This is a genomic window from Paraburkholderia phenazinium, assembly GCF_900141745.1.
Classification (GTDB): domain Bacteria; phylum Pseudomonadota; class Gammaproteobacteria; order Burkholderiales; family Burkholderiaceae; genus Paraburkholderia; species Paraburkholderia phenazinium_B.
Map to the genome: position 1 here is coordinate 1,625,433 of NZ_FSRM01000002.1, position 23,172 is coordinate 1,648,604.

Consider the following 23,172-nt stretch of genomic DNA (forward strand, 5'->3'; position numbering starts at 1 on the left):
TGCGGTTTGTAGGCGCATGAAACGAAGTCGCAGTCGCAGGTTCCTTGCGACGAGTCGGATGGATGGGCTAAGGAGAAGGAGCAGGCTACGTCTTAGCCTGAATGAGTGCTTGACTGATCGACTGTTCGCAAACCGTGTTTGCGCATCGTCGGTTCCACGGGTTTGAAGCTGAGCATTCAACCATCCCGTCGTTTTCACCAGATAGCGTGGCAAAAATTTTATGCACAAGCTTAGGATCAACGGACGAACACAACCGGTAACGGCCTCGCCTGAAACCCCGGTTCTTTGGGTGCTTCGTGACGAGCTCGACATGACGGGAACGCGTTTTGGCTGCGGACTTGGGTTATGCGGAGCTTGCACCATACATCTGAACGGAGAGGCAGTTCGTTCCTGCTGCATTCCCGTTTCGGCAGTTGAGGACAACGAGATCACAACGGTGGAGGCGATGGGCGCGAGCGTTATCGGCAGGGAAATTCAGAAGGCATGGCTCGAGCATGAAGTACCGCAATGCGGATACTGCCAGTCGGGACAAATGATGAGCGCGATGGCATTGCTAATGAAAAACACCCGACCTTCTGATCAGGATATCGACCATGCGATGAACGGCAACATTTGTCGTTGTGGAACCTACATTCAGATTCGAGAGGCTATTCACGCAGCCGCGGCCGCACTGCGCAAATCCTAGCTAGCCTCTCAGGGGCGCTCCATCGGATTGACCGCGATTTTTGTCGATGAGGCAGAGAGGTGGTGTCAAGTTGTCGAACGGCACGCCCTTGGCACGCCGCGCTTGAGGATGCCTATTTAATGAGCCAATTGCCCCAGCATCGGCGCTCCCGTCAAGCTTTCCTTCGCCTCGAAGACCTCGCCTCGGAGCGTCTGCTTTTGCTTTGCGTCGGTGTGGTAATGGCAATGCAATGCCGAAAGAGGTTGGTGACCTGATCATGCACCGAAGCGAAAACGTTGCTGGCGACGCGTTGATCTGAAGCGGGATCAACACCCGCGATGTGCGCCCGTGCTTCCTGAGCAGCTCGCGCATAAGGCGCCTGGCCGAGTTGGTCGCTCCACCTCGGCATCAGCACGTCGAACATGGCGCCATGCAGGTCCACCGTGCGCCACAACCGGTGCCTCCTGACATTGATCGTGACGACTTCCATCCAGGTGCCACTTCGTCTCCTCGTGTCGGTGCGGCGGGCCGGATACGTCGAGCAATGTCCAGGTCAAACTTTACCGACCGACTTCGCTTGGTCTCGTACATGGGTGGGATGCCGCGCGGCCAGCAGTTCTTCGACCATGTGCAGGCTCGGCAGCAAGCGGTAGTACGGCCGCACCGCGCGGCTGATCGTATCAGGCGGAAACCGGATGTGCCTCATGTCGGCGATTGTCGCCGCATGGTCTGGCATCAAGGTGACCGTTTTCCGACATGCAGGCAATGTGCCGACCAAAAAAATATATGATTTGTTGAAAAAATATGTATCATAGCTAAATAGGTTCAAATTTTACTTTTACAGAGATATCAATGCGACTCCTTACTTTTGCGACCACCGGAGACCAGGCGAGCCGCGTCGGAGCACTACGAGACGCCGACAGGCGCGTGGTCGACATCGGAAGGTCGGCCGCTGAATTGGGTCTCGAGACGCCTTTCGACTCGAGGGACATGATTTCGGTCATCTCAGCGGGTCAACCAGGATTGGATGTGATCCGGACTATTGTCAACCATGCCTCGACGGATTTTTTGCTTGCCGACGTGCAGGTGAACGCGCCTATTCCACGGCCTCGTAAGAACATCTTTTGTGTCGGCTGGAACTACCAGGATCATTTCGAGGAAGGCGCAAAGATCCGTCCGCACGTGAAAGAAATGCCTGCGTTTCCGACATTTTTTACCAAGGCTCCGACAACGGTGATTGGGCCGTTTGACCCGATACCCTTCTTCGGCGGTTTGTCGGCCCAGTTGGACTGGGAAGTCGAGCTCGCTGTAGTCGTTGGTCGCGCGGGCCGCGACATCCCGGAAGCTAACGCGATGGAGTATGTCTTCGGCTATACGGTACTCAATGACGTGACGTGGCGCGACGTTCAACGTCGGCATGGGCAGCAATGGTTCAAGGGAAAGAGCATCGATGGAACCTGCCCCATGGGCCCCTGGATTACCAGCGCAGATGAGATCGATCCTGAGAGTCTCGATCTCTCCAGTCGAGTGAACGGTGAGAGCAAGCAGACGTCGAACACACGTCACATGTACTTCAAGATTCCGAGGATCATTGCGGAGCTATCTCATGGACTTACGCTTGAACCGGGCGATGTGATTGCTACCGGTACGCCACCGGGCGTGGGACATGCCCGTACGCCTCCGGAATTTATGAAGCCTGGAGATGTTCTGGAAACAGAGGTTGCGGGGCTGGGGCTGTTGCGTAATCTCATCGCCACCGCCGCTTGACGGTCCACGATCTGGTCGCCCACAACACGTGTGCCCCATCGTCGTTGCAGTCGCGAATGTGAAAATCACCTTACCTAATATACGAGAAGAGCAGCTATGACACTCTCTGTGCGCCGCGTTGTGACCGGTCACGATGCCAACGGAAAAGCAGTTGTCGCCATCGACGAGCTTGTGAAAAATGTCGCTTCGTTGCGCGAAGGGGCACAGGCTACCGTCATCTGGACTACCGAAGGCTTCCCGATCGATAACAACGACGACTTCGACGGTGCCAAACGCAAGGTAGCAACCAGTCATTCCAACGGTACGGTGTTCCGCGTCATCGAATATGCACCGGGTGTCAAACCGCGAAACCATCGTACGGACTCGATCGACTACGCCGTGGTGATATCTGGAGAGATCGATATGGATGTGGATGGCGTCGAGGTTCACCTGAAGGCCGGCGATGTGCTGGTTCAACGCGGCACGATTCACGATTGGATAAACCGGGGTACCGAGCCGTGCGTGATCGCTTTTGTACTGATTGATGCCGAGCCGTACAGCGTCGGCGCGAAATCGCTCAATGCCATTGGATGACAGCATGATCCTGTGACTCTTGGCGCCGCTCGCGGCGTGCAAAGTCAGCGCGTGCTTGCGCACGCGATTATAAGAAGCAGTGGAGGAGACAGTGAATCTTTTAGCGCGTGCAGGGTTCGGCGATGAATCAGAGTGGCGACTATATAACAAGATAGCCAGCCGGTTACTGCCATTCATGATCCTGCTATACGTGATCTCGTTTCTGGATCGGGTCAACATCGGTTTTGCAAAACTGCGTATGGCCTCCGACATTGGACTAAGCGATGCTGCCTACGGTTTTGGCGCTGGCGTTTTCTTTGTCGCTTACTGTATCTGTGAAATCCCGAGCAATCTTATTCTCGCGCGTGTGGGCGCGCGAATATGGATTGCACGAATCATGCTCCTCTGGGGGCTGGTGTCCGCAGGCATGATGTTCGTTACATCGCCAGTGGAATTTTATGTGATGCGAGTGTTGCTTGGCGTTGCGGAGGCAGGCTTTTTCCCAGGGATCATTCTGTACCTGACATATTGGTTTCCCACTCGTCAGCGCTCTCAGGCGATCAGTTATTTTCTCCTGGGCATCGCACTCGCTGGCGTAATCGGAGGTCCTTTCTCCGGATGGTTGATGCAGACATTAGACAGACAGGGTGGCCTGCATGGCTGGCAATGGTTGTTTCTGATCGAGGGAATCCCAGCTGTCATGGCTGGCATCGCAACGATTTTCTTTCTTGATGACGGTCCGGCGAAAGCGCGATGGCTGACGGCTAACGAACGAGAACGTGTCATCGACACACTAGTTCAGGAGCGCGCTGCGCGGGATGCTCTTGGCATGGGCCACAAACTTGGGCACGCCTTTAGGGATCTAGATGTTTGGGCTCTGGCTTGCGTGAATTTTACTCAGATCGGCGGCATCTACGGACTTGCTTTCTGGTTGCCGCAAATTATTCGCGAACTCGGAGTTGCCAGCTTGCTCCACACAGGTCTGATAACTGCCATCCCATTCGGTTTCGCGGCGTTGACGATGATCTTTGTCGGCCGGCATTCAGACCGCGTAAACGAGCGACGATGGCACGTAGCCTGCACGGCCATAATCGGATCGAGTGGCCTCCTGCTCAGCGGCGCGTTTGCACATATTCCGGTGCTGTCGCTGATCGGTCTGACGCTTGCTGCGGCTGGCTTGATCAGCGCGAATGCGGTGCTGTTCGTCGTGCCTGGGAGCATCCTGTCGGGCACGGCTGCCGCCGCCGGTATCGGCATGATTTCGATGATAGGAAATGCGGGTGGATACGTTTTCCCTTTTGGCATTGGCTGGCTGCGCGAGATAAGCGGGCGGCCAGAGTATGGGTTATTTCTGCTCGCAATCGCGTCCTTCATGGGCGCCCTTGTCATGCTTCGAATCCGGAAAGCCTGATTCTTCCGAACAGGTTGGGGAGGTGCTCCTGCTGGCGCCGGCAGCCTGCACCTGAGCTACAGGCGTACGTTCGCCGGCCAGGCAGCATAGCGGCGTAAAGCGTTACGAAAATGACGATGTTCTTACCCGTATCAAGCGACCGCCATACCAGATCGGCATGAACTTAACCGGCGCAGCGACTTGCCCGAATGAAGTGTTGAGTGCAATGAAAAAAATATAAATTTAATAAATTAATAGTACTAACTATGCAGGAGACAGGGTGAGATCATCTTTTCGCTCGATGTGGAAGTGTGTTGTGGTCAATGCGATTCTTGTGCCAATTGGTGTCGCGCACGCGCAAAGTAGCGTCACGCTCTATGGCATGCTCGACGCAGGGTTCCTGTATGCAAACAGGACCCCAGGTTCGACAGGGAAAAATGCCGGCCCTACGTTCGCGATTGATAATGGAGGCCTCGGTCCTTCGGTTTTCGGACTGAGAGGGAGCGAGGATCTTGGTGGCGGCATGAAGGCCGAATTTGATCTTGAAAGCGGGATCAGCACGGTCACTGGAGGCATTGTCAGTTCGAACGGCTATTTCCTGGGGCGCCAGGCATGGATCGGACTCGAGGGCAATTTCGGCAAAATCAGGCTCGGCGTACAACACTCGCCATTCTTTCAAGCCGCGGTCGATCTGGATCCACGGCACTCGACGTTTGGCAGCTCCATTTTGCCGTATGACAACAACGTCCGCTTTACAAGCATGATCAGCTCTAATGCTGTGTTGTACACCACCCCAAACCTGGCTGGCCTCACAGGCACTGTGATGTTTGCTCCGGGCGGCGTCGCCGGTGATTTTTCAGCGGGACGGCAGTGGTCGGGCGGCCTCAAATATGACAACGGCTCGTTCATGGTTGACGCCGCGATCTACGATAGCAATGCAGGTGGTGCGGTCACGCCTATTCCCACCGATATAGAATTCACGGGTCGCATGCTAGGCGTAGCGTACAGGTTTGGGGCACTGACCACCAAGGTGTCGTTCACCAATTACAAGGTGGCCGGTGCATTTAACTCGAACGTTTATGGTGGGGGAGTCGATTACTTTGCCCGATCGGATCTTGAATTGAACGGCGGCGTTTGGGTAACTAGTGACCGCAACGATACCGCCAATCACTCACTATTGGCAGCGGTGGGTACAACCTACTTCCTCTCGAGACGCACGTCCGTCTATTTGCAATTCGGACGTGTCGACAACCACGGAGCAATGGACACCGGCCTGTCGTTGACGTACAAAGATATTCTTACCGAAATACCGGGGACTACGTACGGTGTAAATATCGGGATGCGTCACTTTTTTTAGTGGCTCGGCGGCGGATGGGCGCCACTGCTGAACAATATCGGCTATGCGAACCTCACACGGTTCAGCGATACGAGTTACGTATGGTCGTATACGCCTGCTTTCGGCGTTAATGCAGAGGCGCAGGCCATCTCGGCCCTTACACCGGGATACCTGAAGCGGGTTGAACATTCTTGGCCAGACCTGGTAACCTGGCGGGATGCCAGGTCGCAAGCGATACCCAACGCATGTTTCGAATGAGAAATGGAGTTTTGTTGCTCCGTGCCCGACACAGATGAACGAAGACGCGCCGCCACGCCGATACGAATTGTGCGTGGTGTTCGACGCGCTGCGCTGGAGGGTGCGAGCCGGCGCGCAAATGCTGTCTATCAGCTTTGCGCCGTGGGAACGGGTCTATCAGAAGACGCAACGCTGGTTGACTGCCGACTGTTTCGAGGAGATGGTGAACGATCCGCACTCGGTGTTGCGCGTGGCGCAGGAGCAGTAGTGCGAACGCGGTGCGGTGACGGGGTGCACTTATCGCAGACTTACCACAGCGACAAATAAATGAGAACAAAGCTCGTCAGCTGGCCCCCGCGGACGACAACGAGTTTCGCCCCGGTCCGCTTCGCGCGTCCCCGAAGGGGCATTGGGCCTATTTCTGTAAGTCACTTCTACACGCTATGGCGACGAAGCTTCTCTCTACCCACGTTCGTGCGCCGATCGCCCTACGCCTCTCCGGCTGGGGGGAATATGTTTCGACGACCTCGTACACTGCGGTCTCGAATTCCGTGAATGCTGCTGCCTGCTCAAAGTAGCTTAAAGGGGTGGGATTCTCACGCATCGCCCGATAGGCCTCAACACTTCGCCACTGCGCGTACATGGTGACCTTGTTGCCATCTATGCCCCGGTGAAGGCTTGATGAGATGAATCCGGGCTCCAGGCGCACGATCTGGGTTGCACGGTCAAGCAAATCGAGGAGTTCCTGTTGCCGGGACGGCTCGACGGTGAATACGTTGATCAACGTAATAAGCTGGTTATGTTTAGAGATTGTAGTCATGATCAGTTTTTCAACAGGCGATAGTGAACTCTCAACATGGGCCTACAGGCTTCGCTTTATCCGCTTTTTTCGCAAATGGAATGTTGGACTTGTTCGACCCGGTGCTCCTTACGTGGTCGATCAGCAGTCCCGATTCGCCTCTAACTCTTTCCTTCAATCTCCTCGTCAGGAACGGCCACTACAGGCGCCCTTGTTGGGAGAGCAGGAGGACGTAGGGGGAGTTTTATGCGACCTCCCTCGGGTTCGCCTGCGCCGGTGCCGTGTTCCTCGCAAACCATCGTTCGAACATGTCGAGCAAGTCACCGTTCAGAACCTGCACGAGAGTTTGAAGTAGCTGGCACGTACTACACCGTATCCAGCACATCTGCCGTTTCCTTACAACGCACTTGCTGACCAGGTAGCCCATGGGCGACTCGACGGAGGCGATGATCTTTAGTCTTCACGCTTTCGCCGTCAGCTACGCCGAACTAGCCCCCAGGTCGCAGTTTTCTGGTCCGAGCGACTCGGGACGATGGGGACCAACAGGCCGTCCGGTTTCTACATGGTTCTTGGAAACAGCTTGCGCCACAAAGTATATATATCTGACTTCACAAATCAATTTGTATATAAAGAGCTGCTGTGTAAAAATAGTCAGCTGACGCTCGCTGGGTTCTACGTTACATATGAAGGAAGTTGTCGAAAACCATCGCTCCAAAAATGCCGACGCCGAAGCTAGGACACCGGGAAGTCTCGGTCTGCAGACCGCCGCTGGAGCCATATATGAGCGGCTTCGCGTGGACATTATTTCCTGTGGACTGCCTCCCGGATTCAAGCTGCGCCTGAACGATATCAGCAAGCGATATGGCTGCGGCCCCATTCCTATCCGCGAGGCGCTTAGTCGACTGGCAGCCGAAGCGCTGGTGGTTTATTCAAATCAGAAGGGGTTCGCGGTAGCACCCGTCAGTACCAAAAGCCTTATGGATCTGGCGCAGGCGCGAGCCTGGACATCGGAAGTTGCCATGCGCGAAGCCGTGCTGCGGGGTGACGACGAATGGGAAGAGCGCGTCCTTCTCAGCTATCATCGACTTTCCAAAGTCCATCGGTATAGTTCAGAGAACCCTCGAGTCGTAAACCCGCTATATGACCGTCCCCACCGCGAATTTCACAAGGCGCTGTTTTCCGGATGTGGGTCAGAATGGATGATCGACGCGTGCATGCATCTTTTCGACCACGCCGAACGATACCGTAATTTGTCACGGCATGCCGTGGTATTGCCGCGCGAAAATGAACACAAGCTCATGGTGGACGCGGCGCTCGCGAGAAACGTTGAAGAGGCTGTTCGCCTTATCCAGCAACACGTTTTGCTGACGGCTCAAATCGTTCGCGAAAATAGCTAATCCATCGGCTGGCCGGTGTCTCGGTTGCTCCTGCCCAAGCAGAGCGTAACTTGTTGATTTGCAAGGAATCGTGACGCAGGACGGCTAAAATCCTGGAGTGGCTTACGCCGTGATTTCAAGACTCTCGCGGTATTCAAGTGGGCTGAGAGAACCGAGTTAGATCTCGATACACTTTGCGTCGTACTACTGGATAAGAGCCAACTACCTTCGATGAATTGATCAACGGTCGTAGCCGTCAGTCACGAGGATAGAACAGTTGCGTCTTGAGCAGACCAAAGAGACCTTCGCAGGCCGCATTATCGGGAGAGCATTCGTTTGATGACCTCATTTTCCGTCTGCGCGCAAGCAGGTTTTGATCGACATCTCGCAGGTCAAAGGTTTAGCGCATTATAAGGTTCGACGCTTGCGGCGAGATCGTAAGGTACGCCCAATTCTTCAAGCATGATGGACACCTTGTATCCACGATGACGCCGTCGAGTGGGTCGTAATTCGAAGCGTGCGCCTTGAGCACCTCGCGCAACACAGCCGCCTCCTTGGCCGCGACCGTCATGCCGTGGGTAAGACCCGGTACAACCTACACACCGAGTCGCCGGGGGGAACAGCCCGCGTGGGAAAGCGGTCAAGCGTTTGAAATGCCGACGGCGGCTTTCGGGGAAACTGTATCGCGAGAGTTCGCGTCGTCGCTTACCCCGGTTGATGAGATATTAAGTAGTGCTTGTCTGGAGGGCTTGCGTGAAGGCGACGAAAGCGTCGTCATTGGCTGGTGACCGGTCCGTCTCCAGACTCACAAGGAGTGCGAACCAGAGGCTGTCCTCGAGCAACACTGTGTAGCTGCAACGGCTATTCTCGGGCGCTTTAGCGAAGTTAACTGTCCCTCGCCAGTGTTAGCAGAACGGTATTCAACGAACAGACCAGCGCGGCTATTGGTCAGTACGTCGCAACCTTGACACAGATGTCGTTGGTGACGAGTTCCGCGGCCTTCAGAACGCTGTATCCAGGCAACGACATGCAGTTAGCGGCACAAAGCGTGAACGGTTTCATGTTCGGCCTTGGTGGATCACCGGGAGTGCTGCAGGCTACATTGACTTCGACCGACATTTCCGGACAGCCAGTCGGTAGCGTTGCCAATGATGTCATTGGCGGCGTTGGGCATACGCTTACGGGGGACACCTCCGCGATGTCCGCCGGCTCGATCCGCTACGCAATGGAGGTGACGACCACGACGCCAATGCTTGTGGTGAACCGAGGTTCGAGCGCGGGCTCGTCATCTCTGGCGCAACTGCAGCAGGATTTCGGCAGCACGATTGCGACGCTGAGCGATGTTTCGTATCTGAGCGGCATGAGCGTGAGCGCCCCCCTTTCGTCTACGCGGAAATCAACGGAGTTGTTTGTCCGGCCACCCCTATGGTGGTGGGCGCACATGGGGAGAGGGAAGTGTTCAGTTATACCAGCTATACCCGTCGCGCCATCATCCATCGGAATCGGTACGTGTTTTTGTCGATATCATCATATTGTTAGCTGGCAGTCCAATGCGAAATCCTCTTCTGGCGGCGGTCCCTCTTGTTACCGCAATCGGTTTGCGCTGCCACCATCGTCGTTCATAGATCTGACTTAAGGGGATCGGAATACAAGCCACACGGAGTCCTCACAAAATGGCTTATGCCATCTTTTACTGGGTGCTGTGCTGAAGAGAGCTGTCCTGGTAGGTCACCGCAAACGATAAGTTCATCAATGCACCAGACCTACCGGTAGTTCGTCTGACGGCTCGAAAATCCCGCATGGGCGGCACGTCAGCTGTTCGTCTGAACATGTCATACCTGTAACCGGTGAAGCAATCGATCAACCGCTTGTTACTCACTGAAGACAGCGCTATCGGCATCCAAACATCAAAGATTCGCTGCCATACGTTCTGCGCGGATTCTTGCAAACCGACGATGGGCATCTATAATTTTTGGACCGAGCAGATTCTGCCGGTCCTGTCTGTGTTGACTGAAGCCTCATACCGCCAGACTTAGGACGGAGTGAGGCATCCTCGTAAAGACGAGCGTTTGCCGAGGCCTGTCATGAACAACGATTCGTTGACCGCCGTTGCCGGTCCCGCGACAGACGGCGAGACAATCACGGCGAATGGGCAGCCTGATCCAGAAATGGAAACGCGGTTTGCCCCACGCAGGTGGACGCACGTCCAGATCAATGGCGTTGAGCATTCCGTCAACGTGGAAGCAAGGACGACCCTTTTGGATCTGTTGCGCGAACAGGTGCAGTTGACAGGCGCAAAAAAGGGCTGCAACCGCGGAGAATGCGGCGCTTGCACGGTGTTGATGGATAACCGGCGCGTCAATGCCTGCCTCGTGCTCGCAGTCAGTGCCGATGGCAAGAAAATCACCACGATAGAGGGATTAGCGAGTGATGGGGTGCTGCATCCCGTCCAGCAGGCCTTCATTGAGCACGATGCCTTCCAGTGTGGTTTTTGTACCTGTGGCCAGATCATGTCCGCTGTGGGCTGCATTGCCGAGGGACACACCGGTTCCAACGCTGAAATTCGCGAATGGATGAGCGGTAATATCTGTCGCTGTTCTGCGTATCCGCAGATCGCGGCGGCTGTCGAGGCTGCCGCGAAGGAGATGGGCTGATGCGCGACTTTAGTTATGCCTGCGCGACGACGCGGGCCGACGCCCTGACGCTCGCCCAACTGCCCGACGCGGCGGTGTTGGCTGGTGGGACTGAACTCCTCAACTGGTTCCGCATCGGGATTACCAAACCTGAACGGGTCGTCGATATCAGCCGTGTGCCTGAAATGGATCGCATCGAAGCGTTACCATGCGGGGGGCTGCGGATCGGCGCACTTGCCAGGCTTAACGACGTGGCGCAACACGAACGGGTCCGCAACGCTTATCCCGTCCTGTCGCAGGCGATTCTGAAATCGGCCTCTGCCCAGTTGCGCAATCTTGCGACTATCGGCGGCAATCCCCTGCAACGTGTACGCTGCGCCTACTTCCGTGCCGATGCGCCCACACCGTGCAACAAACGAGTGGCGGGCTCGGGCTGCGCAGCATTGCACGGCCTGAACGAAAGGCACGCGATCTTCGGCTGGACCGACGAGTGTGTGGCGGTGCAGCCCTCCGACCCGGCAGTGGCGCTCGCTGCACTGGATGCGGTGATCGTAACCGAGGATGCGCAAGGCGGCGGCCGGCGCATTCCCGCACGCAGCTTCCACGTGCTGCCCGACGAAAATCCATCCGCACACACCGTGTTGCGTCATGGCGAACTGATCACCAGTATCGAATTAGGTGGGCCAGCGCCGAAATCTGCATATTTGAAGATTCGGGAGCGGGAGAGTTATGAGTACGCCATCGTGTCCGCGGCGGTAGCGCTCGAACTGGACGGCGACGTGATCAACAAGGCTCGCGTTGCTTTGGGGTCCGTAGCAATGCGCCCCTGGCGTCTCGACGAGACAGAGCGACTGCTAGTCGGCGAGCGGCTGGGCTCGGCCGGCGTCGCGGCTGCGGTAGGGGCGAGCTTTGCCGATGCCCGACCGCTATCGTCCAACGGATACAAGATCGCGCTCGCTCGCAACGCTACGCTTCGCGCCATCGAACTCGCGGCGAGTGCGCCATGAACCATTCGGGTGAATCGATTGCACGCTTCGACGGTCCGGTAAAGGTGACGGGCGAGGCCCGTTATGCCGGCGACCAGAATCTGCCAGCACAGCTCTATGCGGTGATGGTATCTGCCACCGTTCCGGCCGGTTGGGTCGAGAAGATCGACGCGCACGAGGCGCTGGCGATGCCCGGTGTTACGCACGTGCTAACCGCCGCCGACATGCCGAAAGTGCATGCAAGGCTGGCCGACATCAGTGTTCCGCCGCTCGCCACCCGCTTCGTTCCGATGCAGACTGACGAAGTCGTTTATGAGGGGCAGCCGGTGGCAATCGTGCTGGCGGAGAGCATCGAAGCGGCCGAGTCAGGTGCGGATTCCGTATGCGTGGACTACCGAGCCACTTCCTTCATCGTGCCCGACACCGCACCAGCCGAACCGCCTGCGCCGGAGCGGGGTGGCTATTCCCATTCGAGTGCTTTGGAATTTTGCAAGGGTGATGCGGCGTCGGCTATCGCCGCCGCACCGCTCAGGACGGGTGCCGAGTACATACAGCCGTCTCGCCACGCAAACCCGATGGAGCCGTGCGCCATCCTGGCAGTCTGGAAGGACAAGCAGCTTACCGTTTACGACTCGGTGCAACACCTGCCGGCGGTTCAAAACACGCTCGCTGCCGCGTTCGGCATCGACCCGGCGTGGGTCCGGGTAGTTTCCCCGTACACGGGCGGCGGATTCGGTGTGAAAGCGTTCGTCTGGCCGCACGAAATCCTCGCCAGCATGGCGGCCTGGGTGACGCGTCGGCCAGTCAAACTGGTGCTCAGTCGGCAGAACATGTACGACATGGTCGGATTTCAGCCGCAGATGACGCAAAACGTCGCGTTGGGTGCCAGCGAGGACGGCAAACTGCTTGGCATTGTCCACGCGGTCACCAACATCACGAGCGTCACGGAAGATTATGTCGAGTTCGGATCGATCCCGGGACGGTCCTTTTATGCATGCGATAACATTTCGACCAGCCAGAAGGTTCGCCGTGGGAATGTCGTGCTGCCGACCTTCATGCGCTCTCCATGGGACGGCCCAGGTTCATGGTCGCTCGGCTCGGCCATGGACGAACTGGCACGCACGTTGAAGGTCGATCCGCTGGAGTTGCGGCTCGCCAACTACGCTGAAACCGATCCTGAAAGCGGGAAGTCGTGGTCGTCGAAAAAATTACGAGAGGCCTATAACGAAGGCGCGCGCCGCTTCCGTTGGCAAGACAGGCCAAAGGGCGGTACGCGCGACGGACATTGGCGCATTGGCTGCGGCCTCGCCGATTGCAGCCAGGGGCAGGCGCGATTCCATACCACCGCGCGAGTACGGCTCAACGCACACGGAATGGCGCGACTGGAATCCAGCTTCTGCGACATCGGCACTGGTTCCGCCACGGTCTTTCCGCAGATCGTCGCAGAAATCCTGGGCCTGAAGCCAGAGGAAGTCAGCGTTCTGGCAGGTGACACCTCACTGCCTTATTCGGGGCCGACTTATGGCTCGGGGACGACGATCAGCACAGGCGCGGCGTTGCAGCAGGCGGCGCAAGGGGTGCGCGCGAAGCTCGCGCGGCTGGCCGGTTGGCCGACGGAAGAGGTGACCATGCGCAACGGGCACATTCTCTATGGCGAAAGGTCGCGCAGCATCCAGTCCGTGTTGGACGAGGCAGGCGTCTTTGAACTTGTTTGCGACGGCGCCTTCGACCTGCCTGGTGGGGCGCCCGTTGATATGGGTGCTCCGGAATTTCCTGCTCGTACGTTTGGCGTGATCTTCGTGGAAGTCGCCGTCGATCCGGATCTGGGCCTGCTGCGTTTGCGGCGGGCAACAGGAATCTATAGCGCCGGCCGTATCATTAACCCTCGGACTGCGCGGTCACAGATGATAGGCGGCATCGTCTGGGGCTGGGGTATGGCGGCGATGGAGGGTAGCCACTTCGAGCCAGCTCTGGGCCGCTGGATTTCGAAAGACCTGGCCGGCGTTGCGCTGCCCGTGAACGCAGACATTCCGCCGGCCATCGATGTCGGGTTCGTCGACGAATACGACGCCAACTCCGGACCGCTCGGCGCCAAAGGTATCGGAGAACTCTGCGCCACAGGGGTTGCCGCCGCCGTCGCCAACGCGGTCTACGACGCCATCGGCGTGCGGGTGCGCGAATTACCGATCACACCCGATAAGTTGATGGGCGGTTTGTAGAAGCTGCCGGTTCCCCGATATGGACATGGGGAGCACGGAGGCCGTTGCGACCCGCCCGCCGTTAGCGACTCATTCCGGCCGAGGGCGTGCGAAAACGCATTCATCACCTAAACTGAATCAACGCATTGAGACCGGGTGACTCCAGCGATACCTCGACATGATTGAAACTGCAGACCGAACCAGTCCGACAGGTTTCGATGTGAAGACCGTGCGCCTGTACGAGACGATCGCGCTCCTGCGCCAGCACCAGCGGTGCAAGAGAACCGGTACCGTTGGCTACAACGTCCAGACGTTCCTGATACGAAGCATCATCAGATCGTCGAACACGAGGTGAAGAATATCGGAAGCGATCACGGGTAACTCAGCAGGAGGGCTTTGTCGGCGAAGAGCGCCATGGGCAAGCCGAAGCTAAAGGTGCTGGCTGACCGGGGGTACTTCAGCGGTCCGGATATCCGTGCGTGCAAACTGGCCGGGATCAAGGCGTATGTCCCGAAACCACTTACCTCGGCATCAAGGAAGAAAGGACTCTTTACCAAGCGCGACTTCGTCTACGTTGCAAGGAACGATGAGTATCGATGCCTCGCCGATCACGGGCAACAGATCGCGCATATCCAGAAGGAGATGCACGCGGTCGATGCAGGCACACCAGCGCTATAGATTGCGGTTGATGCGCGACGCGCGGCGATAACGGGCGCGGTAGCCATTCGCGCGTCGCGGCTTGCGTTCGCTATCCCTGCACGCAGGTAAACGACGTCGCGCTGTTCACGTCACCCGCGCCGTTATAGCTAGGCCACGCCGGATACTGGCACAGCGGCCGCGTGCGTCCCGGCACGCCCGCGGTATCGGTGTCCACCTGATGTACCGGCGGCGTCCCGTGCTCGACCCAGTTCTCCAGCGCCGCGAGCGAGTCCCATGACGCGTTGAACTCGGTGCCGATCCCGTGCTGCATCCCCGGAATCTCGTAGAAGCGCACGAACGACTCGACGGCGCTAAAGCCCATCGTGAACAGCAAGCGCTGATAGTAGATCTCGGTGGCCCGCGTGCTGACGGTCTGGTCCACGGTGCCGTGCGCCATCAGCAACTTGCCACCGCGTCGCATGAAGGGGGTCAGGTTCGCATCGGTCGCGTCGAGTCCCGACAGCATGCTGATCCGCCCGGACCATTGACCGGCGAGCGCCGGATTGAACGTCAGTGAATCGAAGTTCGGGTTGCCCATCACCGTGTAGCGGACGAACTGGTCGCTGATCTGTCCGTCGAACATCGCAGTGCTCTGCAGCGGATACGACGGCTGCGTCGTACCGAGCGCGAGCTCCGTGATCGTCGCCTCGAGCGGCGAACTGCTGCCCACCCCCAGATCGGCGCCATACACGTTATAGCCCGGATACTGCGTTTCGCCGTTTTCGAGCGGATACCCAAAGACGAGCGGGGTGTTCATCGTGTTGAGCGCCGCGATCTGCCGGTCCGACAGGCACGTGTCTCCCCGTGCCGCACCGCCGGCGCAGCGCAATGGCTTGCCGTCGACATGGGCCGTCGCCGGATTGAACGTCGAGTTGCACGCCTGCACGTTGCTGATCAACCCGTCCTCGACGCCGTCGAGCCCATCGCACACCTGCATCACCGCTTTCAGGAGCAGCGCGCGCTGTGCTGTGTCGAGGTACGCGCCCGGCGCGGTGAAACCTTCCGTCGCGCGCAACTGCTGCAGGCTCAGCGTCGTGAAGTCATACGCGGGGTAGAAAGCGATCACACCGTTCCAGTCCTGTGGCCAGCGCTGCGCGACGGTCAGCGCCTCGCGGCCGCCAGTCGAGCCGCCCGCGAAGTACGCCTTGTACGGATGCGTGCCGTAATGCTTGTCGATGATCACGAGCGCGGCGTCGTGCGTCTTCTTCAGGGCTTCGCCCATGAAGTTGTCGTACGCCTCGGCGTTGACGGAGAACGCGCCGTTCACCGAGCCGTTCGTCGCCTCGTGCCCGGAATCGCTCGCGAACACCGCGTAGCCGCGCGACAACGGTCCCGGCAGATTGGCCGGCGCGCTCGGCACGTTCCCGGTCACGGCTGGAATCGAGCCGTCGAACCCGCCGCCGCCGAGCATCAGGATCTTGCCGTTCCACTGGTCCGGCAACGCGACGTTGAACAGGATATCCGGGGCGGACGGATCGACCGGACGAATCGCGCCGGCCACGAGGCAGTATGACCCGGTAGCTGTCGCTCCGGTGCCGCTCGCCGCCACCTGTGTCGTTGATGTGACGATGGCACCGGTTGTCGGCAGGCCGATCTCGCGGGCCGGGATGGTCAACCCGTTTAGTTGCGGACAGCTTGTTTTTGACGGCGGAGGTGGCCCGTGTGGTCCGCATTCCGCGTCCCGGCATGGACCATCCGTCGTCTCCGAATACGTACCGCCGCTCGACATGGCGCACAGTACAAGCACACAGAATGCACCCAGCCACGACGGCGCGCGCCCACGCGTGCGCCACAGCCTGCTTCTCGAGTTCATCGTCTTGTCTCCTTCCAATGAGGCCTGAAGACGGTGCCGGACGTTGCGGCATCAGGCCCATGCCGTAGCGTACACACGACCCTTATCCATCCCGGGTCAACTGCGCGACCACCGCGTGCACCACCATCAGCAGCGTGCTGCGCGCGATTGCCGCCCGGCCCCGCATACTCGAACCTGCCGTCAACCTGATGGAAGACCTTCGACGGCCCGTCGACGTAATGCTCGAAGGCCGTCGCATTCGCACTCTCGCCGCGGTCCGGCAGAGCCCACTGGGCTCCGTTGTTGCAGGCTAAACGGCGACGGCTTGCCCAGCATGCCCGCCGCAACGCTCGCGAAGGAGACTGTTCAATACATGATAGTCGCTAACGCGTGCGGCAAGCGGCCAAGAACGGTCCGTCGGCTCTACCGTACGAATCGTCGACAATGACTGTGTCGAAACAAACCCAGGCAGGCGCACGGGGAGCGGGAGATGAACGAGGTACTCCAGCCGATATTTATCGCTGTTGCATGGATACACGATTTCGAGACGGTTGGGATGGATACACCGTAACCGGTCTTTTAACCACGTCCCTCAGAGGTTGGGAGCAGCAGACAGTGCCCATGGCATGAACGTCTTCGCGATTACGTCCGCGAACAACTTTTCCCGTGACGCATTCTGCTCTAGGAGACGCTTTGTGGAGGGACCGGCCTGCGCGCTTCTGTTTCTCGTGCCGCATCGCGTGAACCCGATCGCACAGTAGTTGAAAACTATGTGGCCGGCGGCCGGATTCCTGCGACGGCCCGCGGACTGACCAGCATGGGCAGTTAGACGCAGCGTAAGGCCTGATCTGGTTTGACCAGATTGGGCCTTACGCGTAAGCTACATGGCGCGCTGGGTGCTTGCCCTGCGAAGCGGTGCAAGGCCCGTGAATGGTGGCTGTTGCGCCAGTCCGATGCACCTAAAGGCAATAGTGCCAGTTCTGCATATTGAGCGGTGACTGCATGATGGAAAACGTTCGTCAACTCGTCCGTCTGATTCAGGAGCGTGGTTTTGGACCGGGCGACAAGCTGCCGTCTGAACGCGAGATGTCGGAAATGTTTCGCATGAGTCGTGGAGCGCTGCGGGAAGCACTCATCCGGCTGGACACTTTGCGAATCGTCGACGCGCGGCCGAAATCCGGCATTTTTCTTCGCGCCGACTCAGCCGAAACAAGCATTGAAGCGATGGTTTTATTTGCCGAGGCCGATACGCCCCTGAGCCCTGACGAGGTGATCCAGTCCGTGGAGTTGCGGCGATTGCTTGAGGTTCAGGCGGTGAGACTCGCGTGCGAGCGCCGAACCGATGCGGACCTGAACAAGCTCTCCGCGATTCTCAAACGTTGCATCGAGGCACGTGGCGACGGTCACGCACTCGCAGCACTCGACGCGGAGTTCCATCTGGCAATCGTATCGGCCACTCAAAACGACGTCTTCGTGCGCTTCGTAAACGTCTTCTATCTGATGTCGAAGAAGCGTCGCGAGGTCTACTTTTCGTCAGACGAGCATTGCCGCAAGTCGGTTGCCGATCACCGCAAGTTGCTTGGCGCGATCGCCGCGAGAAACATTGAAGAAGCCGAGACGATACTGCGGCAGCACATTAAAGGTGTTGATGTGTACTTCCGCACGTTGTTTGCAACGGAGAATGACGAAGAACAAGGTGCGGACAAACTTGCGGCGCCGGGTCGAAAGCGCAAACGTGCCGCTACGAAAGAGTTCGCCTGAGGCAACAGACCGCCTGTCAACGGGGCAGGCAGCGCGTTTCAGCCAGACTCCGCCCGCAATCTACCTGAAGTAGAGAGTGCCGGAGGTCAAATCTTATCTGGCTCTGCGGGGTCGCTCAGGGTTTTGACGCAGGGTTCGTCGCGAAATCGCCAGGTGAAACGATTTCCAGCTGTTCGAAATCGTCACTGTTGCCTAATACCTGATGTCGCACCCCGGACGGGAAATAGCACGACGATCCCGGTACAAGGCGCACAACACCAATATCTTCGAACTCGAAGTCGATCCATCCGCGAAGTACAAACACCAGTTGGAAGGTTGTTTCATGGGTGTGCCATTCTGCCTCCCCCTGTTTGCCCGGCACCGCCCGAATTACGTGCGCAGTGTAAGCGCCGGACGTAGCCTCCTTTAAGCCTGTGTCGCGATATGTAAAATATTCTCTTAATTCATGTTCGATATCCGAACCATCTGCAGCGACGTGCCGCACCGAGGTCCTGCCAACGACGGCTTGAATTTGCTCTGACATGCTTGCTCCTTCGATTGTTGGAAATAAAATGAATCGATCACGTTGACACATATTGCCGTGAACATTAAACGAAGCTAGGCCCAGTCGAGCCGCTATGGTGGCGGATAAAATCTTCGTCAACTTCAATGCCGATTCCAGGGCGCTCGCCAGGCCGTAGCGTACCTTGGTGATCAATGTCGAAACGGAAGTCGACGAGCTGATCGCGAAGCGGATTGTGAACGGAACAGTCGGCCTCGAAATATCCTGCATTGTCGATGGAACACAGTACGTGTAGCGTGGCCGCCATGTTGATGCCCATGCTCGAGTGGCAGTGGATGGGGAGTTTTTGCGCAGACGCCATCGCAGCCACCTTTAGCATCTCCGAAACGCCGCCCACCTTGGAGAGATCCGGCTGGAGGACCGTCACGCATTCTGCGTCAATCAGTTGTGCAAACTCATATCGGGTGAAGTGATTCTCGCCGGCGGCAAGCTCGAAGCGCGACATTCGTTTCGCATCCCGGTAGCTGCGATAGTCGTGTGCAGGAAAGGCTTCTTCTAACCAACGAATGCGCGCCTCTTCAAAGTACGGTGCGACCGCATAAAAGTCCGACAGTGAATACGCAACGTTCGCATCGGTAAGTATCTCTACATCTGCGAAATGCGAGCGCACGGCTCTCACGCGGTCAATATCGGATCTCGGTGAATCCCCAATGCGGAGTTTGACGGCGGAAAATCCCCGTTCAATCATGAGGGCGACCTCTTCAACCAGCGCTCCTGGATCCTGAAATCCGAGGCAGATACCGCCCGCATACGCACGCACGTCCCGCGCGGCACCGCCAAGAAGACGGTATAGAGGCCACCCGACGGCTTTGCCGCGGATGTCCCACAAGGCGATATCTATGCCGCTCATCGCCGCGGCACAAGCCGCTCCCATGCCATGCGACGCAAGCTGATAGCGGTAGATTTGCGACCAGACGCCGTTTACGTCAGTCGCGTCAAACCCGAGTACAAGTTGCTTTAACGTCGTGTTAACCAGCGTGGCGACCGCCAGATGCGCGCGCGCATGATGGGATTCTCCCCAGCCGACGATCCCCTCATCAGTTGTGACTTTCACGACGACCGTGTCGCGCTTGACCATTTTGCCAATACCGAGGCGAACTTGATGTGCCTCCGGCACGGGCGAAGTGACCGGATATGCAATGATGTCTGTGATTTTCATATTTTTTAAGTAGCTGACAGAACAGGGCTGACTGCTCAGCGTGGGGAGCGCAGATTCCAGCGCTCCAGGTAGTGGTCCCAGATTTCCGGATTGACCAGATTCGTGGGACACCGGCCATGCAAGACATCGAGCACGGCCTGCGCCGAGCCCACACTCATGCGCGCGACACTCTCCTGGGTAAGCGCTGCTGTATGGGGCGTAACGAGCACATTGTCGCGTTGCAGGTAGGGATGGTCTGCGGCGAGTGGCTCAGGTTCGAACACATCTAGCGCTGCTCCAGCGAGCCGATTTTCACTCAGTGCCTCTAGCAATGCGGAGTCGTCGACGAGACCGCCCCGTGCGGCGTTGATGAGATAAGCCTGTGGTTTGACCAGACCAAGAAGTTGTGCATTGACCAGATGTTGCGTGGACGGCAGGAGCGGTGCGTGTAGCGTAATGAAATCGGACTCGCTGAACACGCTCTCAAGAGACGTCTGTACGATGAAATCAGGTAACGTGGCTTGGGTCGCGACGTCGTACCCGAGCACTCGCATGCCGAAACCATGGTGCAGTGCTGTTGCGACACCGAGACCGATGCGTCCAAGTCCAACGATCCCCACGGCTCGGCCCCGAAGTTCCAAGCCGTGATACGCCTGCCTGACGGACCAACCCTCGCGTTTGAGCAGGCCGGGTATGCGGTGAAAGTCGCGCGCAAGCGCGAAGAGCGCGCCGACTACATGCTCCACCACCGCCTGCGTATTCGAGTCTGGAAGATTGGCAACAGGAATGCCGGCTTCAGTCGCCTGACTAACCGGGATGAAATCAAGCCCGACGCCGTGGCGCACAATAGCCTTTAGTCGCGCGGCCTTCGTAAATATGTCATCGGGCAGGCGAACGCGCACGATCAGCGCGTCGATATCCGCCATGTATCGTCGCAGCGTGTCCGCCCGGTCATCTGGTGGAACTATCAGCTCGCACAAAGGAGCCAGCATTTCAGACCCGAGCGGATCGATTTTGCTCGTAGAAAGAACGCGAAACTTGCGATGCATGTTTATCCCTCGGTGAAGCCGCAGAAAAATGTCCTCGCACGCAAATATACGTTGTCCCATTTTTTGCCATATCTGGTACAACCAGATGGTAGTTTCAAAAAACGGCGAAGTCAATTTATCGCCCCAATCCCCTCAGGCCTCGACCCACGGACGAATCGTTGCAATCCATGCAATGTATCAGCCTGACCCGGGAAATCGAAAATTGACCTCTCAGGTCCGACCATGTAAGTTCTGGTACAACCAATATGGGGCGTGCGAAAGGAAATTGCCATGCAACGAAAAGTGGGGGTGGTTGGCTTGGGCGCGATGGGAAGGGGAGTGGCCACCTCCCTTTTGCGGGCGGGGTTTGACGTTTTCGTCAAGGACCTCGGCCTGGTCCAGCAGATAGTGAGAAGCGCGAATTTCAGCGCGGTACTCGCCGAACGTGCTTTCGGGCTTTTCCAGTCAGCGGCCGATGCTGGGCACGGGGCTGATGACGATACCGCCGGTAGTCCAGATGTACGAAGGCGCCCGAACGCCCGTGTAGCGGCAAGAGGTGCATTACGATCGGGCGGATCGATTTAGTCTTTACGTCTCACGCACCGCAATTCCGATGCAAAGTGACCGCAGTGGTCTGTACGCACTGCAATGCCGGGGCGATATCCCCATGTTTTCCCACTACTGTCTAACACTGCATATGAAAATTTCTGATTCCAGATTCCTCGCAGGCAAAGCGGCCGTCGTTACCGGATCGACGAGTGGCATCGGGCTGGGAATTGCAACCGCCTTGGCCCGTGCGGGTGCGAACCTGGTGTTGAACGGATTCGGCGACGTTAAAGAAGCCGTTGCCACGGTCGAAACGTCGGGCGTGAACGTCGTGCATCACGCCGCTGATATGACGAGGCCGGCCGAAATCGAAGCAATGATAAATTTTGCAGTCCAAACGTTTGGCGGTGTCGACATACTGGTCAACAATGCCGGAATCCAGTTTGTCGAGCGGATCGATTTGTTTCCTGTGGCAAGCTGGGATTCAATCATCGCCATCAACCTGAGTTCGGCATTTCACACAATGCGGCTCGCACTACCAGCGATGCGCGAACGGGGTTGGGGACGGGTCATCAATATCGCGTCGGTTCACGGCCTTGTCGGCTCTGTTGGGAAATCTGCATATGTAGCAGCAAAGCACGGCGTCGTTGGATTGACAAAGGTCGCCGCGCTGGAAAGCGCACGCTCAGGTGTCACGGTGAATGCTATTTGCCCCGGTATGGTGTTGACACCTCTATTGCAGAAGCAAATCGACGATTTCGCTGTGCGTGAATCGCTGTCGCCAGACGAAGCAAGTGCGAGATTTCTTGGAGAAAAACAACCCTCTCAGCAATTTGTAACTCCTGATCAAATCGGCGATCTCGCCGTATTCTTGTGCTCCCCATCCGCCAATGAGATGCGAGGATCCGCGCTGCAAATCGATGGCGGATGGAGCGCGCAATAAGGTCGCATCGAAGCGCGCATGTCATGCCACAAAATTCCGCGATGCTTCACGTCTCCCGGGTGCACTCTTCGAGACTGAAAACAAACGACTCGTAGGGTCATCCGGTGACGTGTCTCAAACCCATTTCGCACGTGCGGTTTGAGGAGACACACGCGTCGGCCGTATTCATCTCCACGTATGCATCTTCTTCCCTTGTGGCCGAGGCTACGAGTTCCGGATGTAGCCCCTCTGTCACCCACGGCGCCGCAGCAGGTAGCGCCAATCGGAATGGCAACCTCTTGCGCCACGACCGCTTCACCACTCGAGTCTTCCGCCTTCGGCGGAAGAAAGTGGATCACAAGGGCCTCGCTGTCGATCCGCTCCCACATCAGCGACTGGGGCAGTTTTGCACGGGTGCTAACAGTTAGTTACCGGTTTAGGAATTCCTTTTCATGAGTAATAAAAATACACTGCGGAGGAGATACGGTCACTTTGACAACCGGAGATAAACAGGGCCATCGAGTTGTGGGCGATCAAGGCGACAATCGATCCGCTGATAAAAAATGGTGATCAGGAATCCATAAAAGTTTAGATTTAAAAAATGCGACTAACATTACCCATACTTTATGCTATCGCGCTTGCGGGATGCGCGACCAGCTCGGACGTAACTTCGACAGAGCACGGGCACTGGGCCGTGTCGGCGCGCGGCAACCTTAACTCGGAATTTATTTCATGGGCAAGTGTAAAGAATTCGGCCACGGGCCGTGCCAAAGCGTACTGTAGTAG

The 23,172-nt window shown here is 57.6% G+C and carries 18 protein-coding genes and 4 pseudogenes; 14 read left to right on the forward strand and 8 right to left on the reverse strand.

All coding sequences use genetic code 11. The features are described 5' to 3' along the window. Positions 1 to 220: 220 nt before the first annotated feature. Complete coding sequence (locus BUS06_RS27180; protein WP_074267483.1) at positions 221 to 685, forward strand: (2Fe-2S)-binding protein; 465 nt, start codon at positions 221 to 223, stop codon at positions 683 to 685. Positions 686 to 836: 151 nt separating this feature from the next. Here the strand turns inward: BUS06_RS27180 and BUS06_RS27185 are convergent, their stop codons facing one another. Together BUS06_RS27185 and BUS06_RS27190 are read right to left on the reverse strand one after the other, a co-directional pair. Then, positions 837 to 1,154: a hypothetical protein gene (locus BUS06_RS27185; protein WP_074267484.1), complete on the reverse strand. Its 318-nt coding sequence runs from the start codon at positions 1,152 to 1,154 to the stop codon at positions 837 to 839. Between the two features lie 63 nt (positions 1,155 to 1,217). After that, on the reverse strand, positions 1,218 to 1,493 hold the full coding sequence (locus tag BUS06_RS27190) for a hypothetical protein (RefSeq protein WP_074267485.1): 276 nt from the start codon (positions 1,491 to 1,493) through the stop codon (positions 1,218 to 1,220). 161 nt (positions 1,494 to 1,654) lie between these two features. Between BUS06_RS27190 and BUS06_RS27195 the strand changes: the two genes are divergently transcribed. The 5 genes and pseudogenes from BUS06_RS27195 to BUS06_RS27215 all read left to right on the forward strand — a co-directional run. Continuing rightward, the gene (locus BUS06_RS27195; protein ID WP_253190080.1) at positions 1,655 to 2,431 is read left to right on the forward strand and encodes a fumarylacetoacetate hydrolase family protein; all 777 of its coding nucleotides are present in this window, start codon (positions 1,655 to 1,657) and stop codon (positions 2,429 to 2,431) included. A 108-nt stretch (positions 2,432 to 2,539) separates the two neighbouring features. After that, positions 2,540 to 3,004 carry a cupin domain-containing protein gene (locus tag BUS06_RS27200; protein WP_217272835.1) on the forward strand — a complete coding sequence of 155 codons (465 nt, stop codon included), beginning with the start codon at positions 2,540 to 2,542 and terminating at the stop codon, positions 3,002 to 3,004. Positions 3,005 to 3,095: 91 nt separating this feature from the next. Continuing rightward, a complete protein-coding gene (locus BUS06_RS27205) occupies positions 3,096 to 4,394 on the forward strand; it encodes an MFS transporter (RefSeq protein ID WP_074267488.1) in 1,299 nt (432 codons plus the stop codon). Positions 4,395 to 4,674: 280 nt separating this feature from the next. Further along, positions 4,675 to 5,730, forward strand: coding sequence for a porin (locus BUS06_RS27210; RefSeq protein WP_074267489.1), 1,056 nt, complete (start codon positions 4,675 to 4,677; stop codon positions 5,728 to 5,730). 196 nt (positions 5,731 to 5,926) lie between these two features. Continuing rightward, positions 5,927 to 6,211, forward strand: a pseudogene (locus BUS06_RS27215) (IS5 family transposase); the annotation flags it as partial. A 150-nt stretch (positions 6,212 to 6,361) separates the two neighbouring features. Here BUS06_RS27215 and BUS06_RS27220 read toward each other — a convergent pair. Further along, positions 6,362 to 6,766: an antibiotic biosynthesis monooxygenase family protein gene (locus BUS06_RS27220; protein ID WP_074267491.1), complete on the reverse strand. Its 405-nt coding sequence runs from the start codon at positions 6,764 to 6,766 to the stop codon at positions 6,362 to 6,364. Positions 6,767 to 7,428: 662 nt separating this feature from the next. On the opposite strand from BUS06_RS27220, the gene BUS06_RS27225 reads away from it, so the two are divergent. Further along, complete coding sequence (locus BUS06_RS27225) at positions 7,429 to 8,142, forward strand: GntR family transcriptional regulator (protein ID WP_074267492.1); 714 nt, start codon at positions 7,429 to 7,431, stop codon at positions 8,140 to 8,142. 156 nt (positions 8,143 to 8,298) lie between these two features. Here BUS06_RS27225 and BUS06_RS38365 read toward each other — a convergent pair. Next, positions 8,299 to 8,458, reverse strand: a pseudogene (locus BUS06_RS38365) (IS3 family transposase); the annotation flags it as partial. 1,747 nt (positions 8,459 to 10,205) lie between these two features. Between BUS06_RS38365 and BUS06_RS27240 the strand changes: the two are divergent. The 4 genes and pseudogenes from BUS06_RS27240 to BUS06_RS37555 form a co-directional block, all read left to right on the forward strand. Beyond that, the gene (locus tag BUS06_RS27240) at positions 10,206 to 10,775 is read left to right on the forward strand and encodes a (2Fe-2S)-binding protein (RefSeq protein ID WP_083611605.1); all 570 of its coding nucleotides are present in this window, start codon (positions 10,206 to 10,208) and stop codon (positions 10,773 to 10,775) included. Beyond that, on the forward strand, positions 10,775 to 11,761 hold the full coding sequence (locus BUS06_RS27245; protein WP_074267274.1) for an FAD binding domain-containing protein: 987 nt from the start codon (positions 10,775 to 10,777) through the stop codon (positions 11,759 to 11,761). Before BUS06_RS27240 ends, BUS06_RS27245 begins: the two co-directional genes overlap by 1 nt. After that, positions 11,758 to 13,959, forward strand: coding sequence for a xanthine dehydrogenase family protein molybdopterin-binding subunit (locus tag BUS06_RS27250; RefSeq protein ID WP_074267495.1), 2,202 nt, complete (start codon positions 11,758 to 11,760; stop codon positions 13,957 to 13,959). Before BUS06_RS27245 ends, BUS06_RS27250 begins: the two co-directional genes overlap by 4 nt. A gap of 139 nt (positions 13,960 to 14,098) precedes the next feature. Then, a pseudogene (locus tag BUS06_RS37555) lies at positions 14,099 to 14,568 on the forward strand (IS5/IS1182 family transposase); the annotation flags it as partial. Between the two features lie 118 nt (positions 14,569 to 14,686). Here BUS06_RS37555 and BUS06_RS27260 read toward each other — a convergent pair. After that, a complete protein-coding gene (locus BUS06_RS27260; protein ID WP_254368978.1) occupies positions 14,687 to 16,450 on the reverse strand; it encodes a tannase/feruloyl esterase family alpha/beta hydrolase in 1,764 nt (587 codons plus the stop codon). Positions 16,451 to 17,431: 981 nt separating this feature from the next. On the opposite strand from BUS06_RS27260, the gene BUS06_RS27265 reads away from it, so the two are divergent. Beyond that, a complete protein-coding gene (locus BUS06_RS27265) occupies positions 17,432 to 18,190 on the forward strand; it encodes a FadR/GntR family transcriptional regulator (protein ID WP_074267498.1) in 759 nt (252 codons plus the stop codon). Positions 18,191 to 18,305: 115 nt separating this feature from the next. Here the strand turns inward: BUS06_RS27265 and BUS06_RS27270 are convergent, their stop codons facing one another. From BUS06_RS27270 to BUS06_RS27280, 3 genes are all read right to left on the reverse strand, one after another. Further along, a complete protein-coding gene (locus BUS06_RS27270; RefSeq protein ID WP_074267499.1) occupies positions 18,306 to 18,713 on the reverse strand; it encodes a cupin domain-containing protein in 408 nt (135 codons plus the stop codon). A gap of 64 nt (positions 18,714 to 18,777) precedes the next feature. Beyond that, positions 18,778 to 19,911, reverse strand: a complete 1,134-nt coding sequence (locus BUS06_RS27275) for a mandelate racemase/muconate lactonizing enzyme family protein (protein ID WP_074267500.1) — start codon at positions 19,909 to 19,911, stop codon at positions 18,778 to 18,780. A 35-nt stretch (positions 19,912 to 19,946) separates the two neighbouring features. Beyond that, positions 19,947 to 20,999, reverse strand: a complete 1,053-nt coding sequence (locus BUS06_RS27280) for a hydroxyacid dehydrogenase (protein WP_367946979.1) — start codon at positions 20,997 to 20,999, stop codon at positions 19,947 to 19,949. A gap of 210 nt (positions 21,000 to 21,209) precedes the next feature. Here BUS06_RS27280 and BUS06_RS37560 point away from each other — a divergent pair. Both BUS06_RS37560 and BUS06_RS27290 read left to right on the forward strand, forming a co-directional pair. Next, a pseudogene (locus BUS06_RS37560) lies at positions 21,210 to 21,308 on the forward strand (3-hydroxyacyl-CoA dehydrogenase NAD-binding domain-containing protein); the annotation flags it as partial. A gap of 277 nt (positions 21,309 to 21,585) precedes the next feature. Beyond that, positions 21,586 to 22,407 carry a 3-hydroxybutyrate dehydrogenase gene (locus BUS06_RS27290; protein ID WP_290439562.1) on the forward strand — a complete coding sequence of 274 codons (822 nt, stop codon included), beginning with the start codon at positions 21,586 to 21,588 and terminating at the stop codon, positions 22,405 to 22,407. The last annotated feature ends 765 nt before the right edge of the window (positions 22,408 to 23,172 follow it).